A 12,049-nucleotide genomic window follows, 5' to 3' on the forward strand; every position below is an offset into this window, starting at 1 on the left:
ATGAGGATTCTCGTACGCACGGACAGCACCGACCACGTCGTCGAGGTCACCGGCGACACCACGCAGGCGACGGTCGGAGACCTCCTCGACCGCCTGGGAATCCCGGCGGACCAGGTCACGATCGATGACGGACCACCGGTCGACCGCGACGCCGTCCTGCGCTCCCTCGTCGCGGGCGCAGCCGTCGACACCCGGGCGCGACACCCTCGCATCGACGGATCACCCCACGCTGGGTGCGACGCAACCGCGACCTTCGACCTGGTCGTGAGCCGGGGGCCCGATGCCGGCACGCGGATCCCCGTCGCGGCCGGCCGGGGCGTGGTCATCGGCCGAGACCCGTCATGTGATCTCGTCGTGAGCGCGCCCGACGTGTCGCGACGGCACTGTCGCATCGTCGCTCCCGACCCGGACGCGACGACACCGGCCCCGTTGGAGGATCTGGGCGCGGTCATGGCGACTGTGGCGACACCCACCGGGCGCGCCGGGTCCGGCCGGGATCCCATCATCACGGTCGACCTCGGCTGCGGGCGCGTGATCCTCATCACGCGCCGGTCGCAGCGGTCGACCCCGCCGGTGCCCGACGCCGTGGGACGGATCCCCCGGCCGCTGGGACCCGGCCGTGCCGCCGGTCCCCCCTCGGCACTGCCTCTCCACGCCGACCCCGGCGACGATGGCGACGGCCGACGCAGGGCCACCTGGGCCGGTGTCGTCGCCTCACTCGTCGTCGGCGCCGTGCTGGCGATCTTCGTGTCGCCGATGATGGCCCTCTTCGCCCTCTTCGCCCCGGCGATGGCGCTCGCGACCTGGGTCGAGAACCGCCAACGCGGCCGTGCCGACACGCGGCGCGTCGGTCGCCTCCGCAGAGCCGCCCACCAGAGCTTCGCCGCCACCGCGGCGCGGGCCCACCGCGCGGAGATGCTCCGGCGACGCCGGGGCAGCGAGGTCCCGGACGTCCTCGCCGAGATCACCGCGGGTGGGCCCACGATGTGGGCTGCGTCCTGCCTCGCCGAGGCGCGAATCGCCGTCGGCTGGGGGAACGAGCCATGGATACCCGACGTGATCGCCCCCAGGGGAGCGGAGCCGCTGCGCGGCGGCGACGAGGTGATCGACGGACTCGGGCCCCTGCGGGACGTCCCCACGGCCATCGACCTCGGGGCGGGACCGGTGGCGGTCGTGGGCCCCGCAGAACTCGCCCGGCGCGTTCTGCGCTGGATCGTCATCCAGGCGGCTGCGTCCGTCGGGCCCGATCAGCTCCGGATCGCCGTCCCCCACAGGTCGGAGTGGACGTGGGCCCGCTGGCTACCTCACACCGGGACCGGCCGCCACGGGGAGTCACCGGTTCTGCGCCTCGTCGACCACACCGGGCACGGAGGGGACCCGGGGGGCCGTGGCCCGACCCGACCGGCGGACGCGACGGTGGTCGCGTCGGAGTCGACGGTCGGTCTGCCCGCTGACTGCACGACGATCGTCACGATCCTCGACGGACGAGGCGTGGCGCGCGTCGACGAGGCCGACCGGACGCGTTGGACGGTCGTCGACGGACTCGGCCGGGCGACGGCAGGCGACGCCGCCCGCTCGATGGCGAGGTGGCTCGTTGACGCCGACGTCACAGCCGAGCCGCCTGCCACCGTCGAACCCTGCGACCTCGGCCTACCGGAAGCCGACCGCGACGCGGTCCTCGCGACCTGGTCGGCTGGCACGTCGCCCGCGCCGCGCGTCCCATTCGGCCACGACGGAACAGAGGTGGTCGTTCTCGACCTCGACCGCGACGGCCCGCACGTCCTCGTGACCGGGACCACCGGCTCGGGCAAGAGCGGGCTCCTGCGGATGCTCGTCGCCGGACTCGCGGCGACCCACCCTCCCGACACCGTGACCTTCGCACTGCTGGACTTCAAGGGCGGCTCGACCTTCGACGACCTGGTGCCTCTCCCCCACGTCGGTTCGGTGATCACCGACCTGGACGGCACGGGTGCCGACCGGGCGTTCCGGTGTCTCACCGCGGAGATCCGCCGTCGCGAGGAGGTGCTGCGGAGCGCAGGGCGGCGGGACATGCGCGACCTGCCCAGCGGCGTCGAACCACGACTCGTCGTCGTCATGGACGAGCTCGCGACGCTCCTCGAGAACCATCCCGACTTCGGCGCCCGGCTGGTCGACATCGCACGCCGCGGGCGGAGTCTCGGCATCCACCTGATCCTGTCCACCCAGCGCGCCGCCGGGGTCATCGCCCCGGCGGTGCGCGCCAACGTCGCCGCACGCATGACCCTGCGGGTGCTCGACCCCGCCGATTCGCTCGACACCGTCGGCGATCCGCTGGCGGCGCGATTCGCCGCCGCGACTCCGGGCCGCGTGGCCATCGCGACGCCGGACCGGACCCTGCGGGTCGCACAGTGCGCCTCACCCGACCCCGTGACCGAGGTGGACGACGTCGTGCGGATCCGTCTCGACGACGTCCGGCCCGTGAGCCTGCGCGAGCGCATCGAAGCCATCGTCGCGACAGGCGCGGGCAGGGCACGCCAACTCGTCCCCCCGCCGCTACCCGACCACCTGTCGCCTGCGGCACTGGACGAGGCCGCGGGCAGCGGGTCCGCCGACGGCGCAGCGGTGGCGATCGGGCTGGCCGACAGGCCCGACGGGGCCCGCCGCACGATCGTGTCGTGGCAGTGGGAGACCGACAACCTCCTGGTCTCGGGCGTGGACGTCAGCGCCCGCTCGCGGGTGCTCGTCGCTGCGGTCACCGCCGTCGCCGCACACAGGCCGCCCGCGGAGTGCTCCGTCGTGACCCTCGACACGGTCGGGGCCATGACGGTCTCCCTCGACGCCCTGCCTCACTCCCGGGGGCATTTCCGGACCGATCCGATCGAGGGACCCGTGCGCGTGCTCGCGTCGCTGGACCCACGTGCGCGCCCCACCGGTCCGCCGACGATCCTCGTGGTGGACGACCTCCCCGCACTCGTGGCCGACCTCGAGGCGCATCGCCGGGGAGACCTGATCGCCGCGCTGCACCGCATCGTCGCCAACGGCGCCACCGCGGGCGTCACCGTCGCCGCCACGGCGCAACGACCCGGCGCCGTGCCCCGGCGGCTGATCGGGGCTTTCGCGACGAGCGTCGTGCTCGGGCCCGACCCCGAACCGGACGGGCCCGGGGGGCGCCGTCGCACGGCCTGTGACGACGGGACACGTCCTGGGGCGCGGGGATCGATCGCGGACGACGGCGTCGAGGTCCAGATGCTCGAGGACCCGGTCACCGTCGCGCCCGCGCCCGGCGATCGACCCGACCGGCGCATCCGCCTCATTCCCGAGATCGTGGACGTCGTCGATCTGGGCGGCGCTTCGATCGACGGCGCCGCCGTGACGATCCCACTCGGGCGCCGCGGCGGTGACGGCGGGGTCGTGTCGTTGCGACTGCGCCCCGGGACACATGCGGTGGTCGCGGGACCGGCCCGCAGCGGCCGGTCGACGACCTTGGCGACACTCGCCGGGGTCCTGGCGAAAGGCGGGGTCCGCGTCCTGTTCGCCGGCGAGCCCCCGACGATCCCGCAGGCCCACCTGATCGCCGCAGGCCGCGACATCGACGAGATGTGGGCGGCGGCAGACCGCCGCGTGGACACCACCGAAGTCACCGCGGTTCTCGTCGACGACGCAGCGTTGCTCGGCGACACGCACGGCCTGCTCGAGCGTCTCACCGGCGTCGGCGGCGCGGTCCACGTGGTGGCGGTTGTGCGTTCGGACCGCCGCGAGCTGCGCGGCTCGTGGCTCGATGCCGTCGTGGACCACGCCACCGGGGTCCTGCTCGCACCCGATGCCGTCAGCGCGGACATGTTCGGGGTCCGAGACGCCCCTGTGCCATCCGGTGCGCCGGCCAGGCCGGGGCGCGGCTGGGTCGTCGAGGACGGACACGCCGTCGAGGTGCAGATCGCCAGCCTGGTCGCCGATCCCGGCGCCGACCCCGACCGAAGGGAGCTCACATGGAGCGCGTCATGATGGACACCTCAGCCGCCTCCGAGCTGCTGGCCGAGTACGAGGCGGCGGCCGCCAGACTCGACGCCGCAGGTTCCCGGTTGAGCCGGCACGTCGCCGCAGCCAGGACCCTCATCGGTGCCGGACCCGGCACGCATGCCGCCACCGACATCGCCGACCTCACGAACGGGCTTCGCCGCGACGGAGCGGACCTCGCCTGGCGACGGGACCTCCTGGCACGCATCGACGCCCTCGCGTCCACCCCCGGCGCCGTGGTGGATGCCGTCCTCCCGGCGTCGGGCGGCCCTCCAGTCCCGCCGGGGGCGATCCTCGCCGCGCTGCGCGACGCGCACCGGCTGAGCACCGCCGAGCTCACCGCGGCGCTCGTCGCCGCGGCCCGCCGTGCCGGCACCGATCTCTTCTTCGCCGGGTCGCTCGTCGCCGCGCTGGGTGTCGCCGGGATGGGGGGTATCGCCCGCGAGCTCGTAGGCCGGATATCGGGAGGGGAGCCCGGCGAGGTGGCCGCGGCCGTGACGGGTCTCGTGGCCGTCGCCACCGTGCTCGGCACGGCGGAACGGGCCGGAGGCACCACCGCCGCCGAGCTCCGGGCGGGCCTGCTTCCCCCCGCGGACGGTGGACCGTGGTCCGACAACGCCGCATGGCTACTCGCCCTGACGGTCGGCGCCGGCGGGCCCAGCGCGCTCCTGGTCGCCCGGGCGGGCGAGGCCGTCGTGAACGCACCCCGCATGCCCGGGCTGATGACCGGCCCGTTCTCGCTTCACCACACGACACAGGAGATAGACCCCGCCGTGGCTGCACTTCAGAAACCGGGACAGATGATCATGGGCGCCGTCGCGGCGAGTTCCGCGCTCGTGTGGACGACCCTGGTGGGGGCGGCCCCGCTCCCCGAGCCCGACGTCGTCGGTGACGACGCCCGCCGGGCCGCGGCCGAACACGTCATCGGGAACTGGGACGACCTGTTCCCCGCGTACGTCGCCGACACCGTCGTGATCGACGCCCTCGCCGAGGTGGTCCGTGACCCCGTCTCGCTCGACGCGATCGTGCAGTCCCGCCTGGTCGACGTCTACGACCGCATCACCGACGACGTCGCCTCGGCCAACCCGACCCTGGCGGGCGCCGCCCTGGAACGTGATCTGGCCCGGGACCTCGGCCGCATCGCCGGCGCTCTCGACGCGCTCCCGGCGCCGACGCCCCCACTCGGCGCCATCGTCGCGAACGGACTCGCCGACATCGCGCAGGTCGTCGTCCCCTACGTGGGGGCGGCGCCCGGGAGACGCCACTACGGCCTCGCGATCGACGCACTGCGCATCCCCGAACTGTCGACGCCCCCACCCCGGGGGGAGACGCTGCACGACCAACTCGTCGACACACTGGCGCCCGACACGCCGATGGCGGGGTCGAACGTGATTCCCGCCACCGACGTTCAGGTGGCGATCGCGAACGCCGTCCTCGAGGGGAACCCCCGCATCGCGGCCAGCCTCGAGCCCGGACCGTGGGTGTCCGAGGGTCGCTTCACGCCGCCACCTCCCGACGCCCCGTTCGACGACCACGCCGCGTTCAGCGAGACCTTCTACGACGCCATCACGGGGTTCACCGCAGATGACGACCTCGGCCACCTCCACGCCGAGTACGTCGACCGCATCACCGAGGCGGTGGACAGCGCTCTCGGCGGCCACTGAACGGGTCACAGTGGCTGACACCGACGAACGGTTGGTCGCCTCAGCCGGCGTCGCCGATCCGCCCCCGGATCGCCGCACCGATGACCCGCGCAGAGGTACGCGTAGAGATCGTGAAGGCGAAGAACGAGCCGAAGTCGCGCACTGCGAGCATGCTCGTCACGAAGAGGCCCGGGACACTCGTCTGGAATGACTCGTCGAGGCACGGGAAGCCGTCCTCGACGGCGAGGTCCGCCCAGACGTTGCCCTCCTTCAAGAACGGGACGCGGGACGCGTCGGGCCGGTAGCCGGTTGCGAAGACGACCTCGTCGACATCGAGGCTGGTCCCGTCGTCGAGCGTCACCTCAAGGGCCCCCGCGCTCTCAGCGCATCCGACGACGTTTGTGCGGGGGTGCAGGCTGACCGGGTCGCCGGCGACCCGTGGTCCGAGCCACGGCTCGAGCTTCAGCCTTCCCTCCTCCCAGAAGCGGCCCTCCACCACGGCCCTCTCGTCCCCGCTCAGTCTCCGGAACCATCCCGGGTCGTCGACCATCGCGTCGACACGCTCTGCGAACCAGGTCCAGTCCGACACGGCGAAGCGTGGTGTGTCGTGGCGGTAGGTGAGGTGCACGGCCGCCGCGCCCGCCTCCCGCAACAGCGCAGCCGACTCGAAGGCGCTCTGGCGACCGCCGACGACGAGACACCGCCGACCAGCGAACTCCGCCGGTTCGACGAGGTCGCAGGTGTGGCGGAACCGACCGGGCGGGAAGGCTGCGACGAGGTCCGCCGGGAGGTGCCGGAAGGAACCGAAGCCCACGGCGACGACGACATTGTCGGCGACGACGACATCGCCGGCGTCCATCGTCGCCAGGAAGCGACCGTCGGACCGGTCGAGTCTCGCGACGTGGTCGGGGCGCGGCGACAGTTCCTGGCGCCGCCGGAACCACTCGGCGTACTCGAGGTAGAGGTCGAGCGACAGGGGCGCCCCGTCGTCGGGACCACCCGGGCGTGCCGCCAGAAAAGCGTCGATCGTGTCCACCCCACCGGGGTCGAGATGCCAGTCGCGCCCGGACCGCAACACCATGCCGGCGGGCATGTGCGACTTCCAGAAGCCCATGGGGTGACCGACGATCGCGGCCTCGATCGAGTGCCGGCGGGCATAAGCGCCCAGAGAGAGGCCGAACGGTCCCGCCCCGACGATGAGCATCGGCACGGAAGACGCTGTCGCGGATGCGGAGGTCATTCGGGCTCCTCCTCGGGAGTCTCGGCTACGTGCTCAGTCGACGTCGAGGCGCAACAGATCGTCCCAGGTCTCACGGCGCACGACGACGCGGGCATCGCCGCCGCCCACGAACACGACCGCCGGGCGCAGGACCTTGTTGTAGTTGCTGCCCATCGACACGCCGTACGCGCCCGTCACGGGCGTGGCGAGGACGTCACCGACGGCGATGTCGGCGGGCACCGCTGCCTCACGCACCAGTAGATCGCCCGACTCGCAGTGCTTGCCCACGACGGTGACCGTCATCGGTCGCTCCGCATCCGCCGCGCGGGGAAGGAACGTCTCGTAGCCGCTTCCGTAGAGAACGGGCCGGGGGTTGTCGCTCATCCCGCCGTCGACCGCGACATAGGTACGGATGCCCGGAAGATGCTTGATCGTGCCCACGCGGTAGAGGGTGACCGCTGCGGCCGCCACGATGGCCCGGCCCGGCTCGGCGCTCACCCGCGCCGTGATCCCGGCCGCGTCGCACGCCGCACGCACCGCGGCACCCCACTGCGTGATGGTCGGGGCCGACTCGCCCGTGACGTAGGGGACGCCGAGCCCCCCACCGACCGACAGCTCGGGCAGATCGAAGGGCGCGGCGATCTCGGCCAACACCGCCACCGCCTTCTCGAAGGAGTCGATGCGGAAGACCTGGCTGCCGATGTGGGCATGGATCCCCACCAGCTCGACGGAGCTGGCGCCGCCGGCCCGTTCGATGGCCGCCTGCGCGGCACCGGTCGACACCGTGAAGCCGAACTTCGAGTCGTCCTGACCCGTCGCCACATAGGAATGCGTGTGGGCCTCGACGCCCGGGGTGATCCTTATGAACACCTGCGGCGCAGATCCGGTGGACGCGTGGAGCTCGTCGAGACGGTCCAACTCGTCGAAGGAGTCCACGACGATGCGGCCGACCCCGACCTCGACCGCGCGGGCGAGCTCCGTCATCGACTTGTTGTTGCCGTGCAGGACGAGACGATCCGCCGGAACGCCGGCCGCCAGCGCTACATGCAGTTCGCCGCCGGTGGCCACATCGAGCCACATCCCCTCCTCGTGGGCGAGGCGCGCCATGGCAGTGCACAGGAACGCCTTCGTCGCGTAGGCGACCCCGTCGCCGAACGCGGTAACCGCCTCGCGACAGCGGGCCCGCAGGTGGTCCTCGTCGTACACGAACAACGGTGTCCCGAACTCACCGGCGAGGTCCACGAGGTCGCATCCCCCGATCGACAACGAGCCGTCGGTCGCCACGACGGCGTTGTCGGGCAGCAGCGCCGGAGGGAGCGGCCCGGACACGGTCACATCGTCTCGGGGGCCGACACCCCGAGCAGTTCGAGACCCGACACCAGACCGACCCGGGTCGCCTCGGCGAGCCACAGCCGCGCCTGGCGGACGTTCTCGTCGACGTCGGTGCGCAGGATCGGACAGTCGTGGTAGAAGCCGTGGAACGCGCCGGCGAGCTCGCGCAGCCATGTGGTCACCTTGTGCGGCGCGCGTTCGCGGCACGACAGCGAGACCACGTCGTCGAAGCCGTGCAGGAGGCGCAGAAGCTCGAGCTCACGGTCGTGGACGAGGACCGCCAGGTCGGCCTCCGCCAGCGGTCGACGGGTCATCCCCCGCTCGGCGAGCTCGCGACCCAGTGAACAGATGCGGGTGTGCGCGTACTGCACGTAGTACACGGGGTTGTCCATCGAACGGCTCGCAGCAAGGGCCAGGTCGACAGTCTGGCGGGTGTCGATCGACTGGAGCAGGTAGGTGAACCGGGTGGCGTCAGCGCCGAGTTCGTCGAGGACGTCAGCCAGTTCGATCAGCTCGCCGGAGCGCTTGCCGATCTTGACCTCCACGCCGTCGCGCTCGAGTGAGACGAGCTGGGTGATGAGGACCTCGAGGCGCGCCGGGTCCTCCCCGAGGGCCTCGATCGCGGCCCGCATGCGTGGGACGTAACCGTGGTGGTCGGCCCCCCAGACGTCGATCAGCAGATCGGCGCGCGCGAGCTTGTCGCGGTGATAGGCGACGTCGGGCAGGAGATAGGTGACCTCACCGTTGGAGCGGACGAGGACGCGGTCCTTGTCATCACCGAAGTCGGTCGACCGCAGCCACACGGCCCCCTCGGAGTCGTACACGACGCCCCGCTCGCGCAGGTCCGCCAGTGTCCGCTCTATGGCACCTGCATCGACGAGCGACATCTCCGAGAACCAGCGGTCGTACCTGACGCCCATCGCCGCGAGCGCCTCGGTCTGGTCCTGCAGCGCGCGCTCACGGGACCAGTCCCGCACATCCGCGTCGGCGGGCATGTCCGCGGCCCAACGGGTCACGTAGTCACCCCTGTAGCCGTCCTCGGGTGGATCCTCTCCCGCCGCCCGGGCCGCCATCGACGCGGCGAACAGGTCCATCTGGTTGCCGCGGTCGTTGATGTAGAACTCGCGACTCACCGAGTAGCCGCACCGCGCCATGAGCCGGGCGACGGCGTCGCCGAACGCCGCTCCCCGGGCGTGGCCCGCATGGACGGGCCCGGTCGGGTTCGCGCTGACGAACTCGATGTTCACGGTCGTGCCGTCGCCGAAGTCGTGCCGGCCGAAGTCGGCGGTCCCCGCGGCGACCGTGGCCGCGAGAACGTCGTGCAGCCACGAATCGGCGAGGAAGAAGTTGACGAAACCCGGCCCGGCGACCTCGACCCGCTCGACGTGGGTCGGCGGGTCCGCGGTGATCTGTCGAACCAGGTCGGCGGCCAGGTCTCGCGGGTTGCGCCCGGCGGGCTTGGCGCATACGAGCGCGACATTGGAGGACCAGTCGCCGTGGGTGGCGTGCTGGGGTCGGGCCAACTCGATGGTGGCGGGCGCGTCGACGCCGACCACCCCGAGGGCGGCGCGCAGAGCCTGGACGAGTGAGCCTTGAACCACTGGATTCCCCGGATCGGCCGATGGGCCCGCTCAGGCTAACGGCCCAGCCGATACGCTTGGCCCTCGCCCGATGGGCAGGGCCCCCGTAGCTCAGGGGATAGAGCAGCGGCTTCCGGAGCCGTGTGCGCAGGTTCGAATCCTGCCGGGGGCGCGCTGTGACAGGCGACCAGAGGAGACGACGGCCCGTGGATCTCGGACTCGACGACAGGGTCTTCGTGGTCACGGCCGCCACCGACGGCAGCGTCTCTGCGCGGACGCCGTGACCGATCCCGGGCGCGGCGGCCGCGACAATCGCCCCGACAGCCCGATCGTCGTACGGGACGTGTCGGTTCGCTACGGATCACTCACTGCGATCCGTGACGTGAACCTGGAACTCGCTCCCGGAACCACGACGGCGGTGATCGGTCCGAACGGTTCCGGCAAGACGACCCTGCTGAGTGTTCTCGCCGGGCTCACCCGACCCTCGACGGGGACCGTCACCCGTCCCGACGACGTCGCCGTCGCTCTCGTGGCCCAACACGCCGGGCACCACCGGTGGATGCCGATCACCGTCGACGAGGTCATCGCGATGGGCCGCTACGGCCGCCTCGGCCAGTGGGGCCGCTTCGGCCCGGCCGACCGGGAGGCCACGGATGTCGCGGCAGAACGACTCGAGGTCGCCGACATCGGTCACCGGCAGTTCAGCGAGCTCAGCGGCGGACAGCGCCAACGGGTGCTGGTCGCCCAGGCGCTCGCAACGGGAGCGGGACTGCTCCTGCTCGACGAGCCGATCACCGGACTCGACCTCGCGAGCCAGAAGCGCATCGTGGACGTCGTGAACGAGGAACGGACCGCCGGCGCGGTGGTCGTGTTGACGACCCACCACCTCGAAGAGGCCCACACCGCCGACATGGTCGCGCTGGTGGCCGGCCGCCTCGTCGCGCACGGCCCGCCGGCCGAGGTCCTCACGGCCGAGTCGCTGCGACGGGCCTACGGCGCCCGCGTCATCGAGGTCGGCGACGACCGGGACCCCGTGCGCCACGCGCTCCTCGACGACCACGGCCACGGGGCCCACGACGGTCACGTGATCGGCCACGACGGCCACGAGCACCACCACGCCTGAGCGGGCGCCGCGCATCCGTGGGCGACCGCCACACCCCGACGGCTTCGTCGGGCACCGGCCCCGCCACTACGATCAGTGCCATGGCCATCACCGAGGCGCCCGCCGAACGCACTCCCCCTCCCAAGCCCGAGGGCCGCTGGGTCTACCAGTGGAAGGAGTTGTACGACGAGGTCATCACCAGTGGGCTCTGCACGGGATGTGCGGGTTGCGTGATCGCCTGCCCCCATGACGTCATCGGCTACAAGCACGAGCCGGGCGCCTACAAGCCCTACCACCTCGAGGACGAGCTGGGCCTGGAGAACTGTGTCCACGGCGAGAAGGGCTGCACGAGCTGCACCCGGGCATGCCCACGGTTCCGCACGTGGGAACACGAAGCCGACGAGCACCTCTTCGGACGGCTGCGCGAGGACGACGAGATGGCGGGCATCTACAAGGACGTCATCTTGACCCGCGCGAGCGACGACTTCGTCTACGAGACGGGCCAGGACGGTGGGCTGGTCTCGGCCATCCTCATCTGGTGCCTCGAGAACGGGATCATCGACGGCGCGCTCGTGTCACACCTCGAAGACGACGGGGGCGGCTGGAAGGCCAAGCCCGCCGTGGCGACCGACCGCGACGAGGTCCTGGCCGGTGCAGGCAGCCGCTACACGTACTCGGCCAACACGCTCGCCTACGACGAGGCCGTCGAGGAACGGGGCCTCGAGAACCTCGCACTCGTCGGCATGAGCTGTCAGACATCGATCGCTCCCGTCATGTGGACCCGTCGGGTCGGCAAGGTCGCCAAGCCCATCAAGTTGAACATCGGCCTGTTGTGCTCCAAGAGCTTCGACGACTCGCTGTTCGACGAGCTCTTCGAGCTGAAGTACGGCCTGGCCACCGACGACATCGTCAAGATGAACATCAAGGGCGTGTTCCAGGTCTGGATGCGCAACGGCGACTACCACGAGATCAACCTGAAGGAATGTCACGCCTGGACCCGTGAGGGATGCAACCACTGCCCGGACTTCGCCGCCGAGCACGCCGACATCTCCACCGGTGGCATCGGCAAGGAGAACGACTGGACGCTGACCATCGTCCGGACCGAGCTCGGCCGCGAGGTCATCAGCCGGATGATCGACGCCGGCGTCATCGAGGCCCGGCCCGGCGACGACGACCCCGG

At 71.8% G+C, this 12,049-nt stretch carries 7 protein-coding genes and 1 tRNA gene; 5 read left to right on the forward strand and 3 right to left on the reverse strand.

Going from position 1 to position 12,049, the window contains the following annotated elements; translation table 11 throughout:
- On the forward strand, nt 1-3,981 hold the full coding sequence (locus RIE08_05810; protein ID MEQ8717109.1) for an FtsK/SpoIIIE domain-containing protein: 3,981 nt from the start codon (nt 1-3) through the stop codon (nt 3,979-3,981).
- Nucleotides 3,966-5,657 carry a hypothetical protein gene (locus tag RIE08_05815; protein MEQ8717110.1) on the forward strand — a complete coding sequence of 564 codons (1,692 nt, stop codon included), beginning with the start codon at nt 3,966-3,968 and terminating at the stop codon, nt 5,655-5,657. The genes RIE08_05810 and RIE08_05815 overlap by 16 nt, the downstream gene beginning before the upstream one ends.
- Nucleotides 5,658-5,697: 40 nt before the next feature.
- Here the strand turns inward: RIE08_05815 and RIE08_05820 are convergent, their stop codons facing one another.
- Genes RIE08_05820 through argS form a run of 3 tightly spaced genes read right to left on the reverse strand, consistent with a single transcriptional unit; the run spans nt 5,698 to nt 9,788 of the window.
- Nucleotides 5,698-6,876: an NAD(P)-binding domain-containing protein gene (locus RIE08_05820; protein ID MEQ8717111.1), complete on the reverse strand. Its 1,179-nt coding sequence runs from the start codon at nt 6,874-6,876 to the stop codon at nt 5,698-5,700.
- Between the two features lie 33 nt (nt 6,877-6,909).
- Nucleotides 6,910-8,184, reverse strand: coding sequence for a diaminopimelate decarboxylase (lysA, locus tag RIE08_05825; GenBank protein ID MEQ8717112.1), 1,275 nt, complete (start codon nt 8,182-8,184; stop codon nt 6,910-6,912).
- A gap of 2 nt (nt 8,185-8,186) precedes the next feature.
- Nucleotides 8,187-9,788 (reverse strand): arginine--tRNA ligase, encoded by a 1,602-nt coding sequence (gene argS / locus RIE08_05830; protein MEQ8717113.1) that lies wholly within the window; start codon nt 9,786-9,788, stop codon nt 8,187-8,189.
- 79 nt (nt 9,789-9,867) lie between these two features.
- Between argS and RIE08_05835 the strand changes: the two genes are divergently transcribed.
- The 3 genes from RIE08_05835 to RIE08_05845 form a co-directional block, all read left to right on the forward strand.
- Nucleotides 9,868-9,939, forward strand: a tRNA-Arg gene (locus RIE08_05835).
- Between the two features lie 108 nt (nt 9,940-10,047).
- Nucleotides 10,048-10,890 (forward strand): metal ABC transporter ATP-binding protein, encoded by an 843-nt coding sequence (locus RIE08_05840; GenBank protein MEQ8717114.1) that lies wholly within the window; start codon nt 10,048-10,050, stop codon nt 10,888-10,890.
- An 80-nt stretch (nt 10,891-10,970) separates the two neighbouring features.
- The coding region (locus RIE08_05845) for a Coenzyme F420 hydrogenase/dehydrogenase, beta subunit C-terminal domain (GenBank protein MEQ8717115.1) at nt 10,971-12,049 on the forward strand (1,079 nt) is incomplete at its 3' end.

This window comes from Acidimicrobiales bacterium (genome assembly GCA_040219085.1).
Classification (GTDB): Bacteria; Actinomycetota; Acidimicrobiia; order Acidimicrobiales; family JAVJTC01; genus JAVJTC01.

Bases quoted from the DNA above. Each gene is read 5' to 3' on its own strand.
- RIE08_05810 (MEQ8717109.1), top strand. From the start codon at position 1: ATGAGGATTCTCGTACGCACGGACAGCACCGACCACGTCGTCGAGGTC.
- RIE08_05815 (MEQ8717110.1), top strand. From the start codon at position 3,966: ATGGAGCGCGTCATGATGGACACCTCAGCCGCCTCCGAGCTGCTGGCC.
- RIE08_05820 (MEQ8717111.1), bottom strand. From the start codon at position 6,876: ATGACCTCCGCATCCGCGACAGCGTCTTCCGTGCCGATGCTCATCGTC.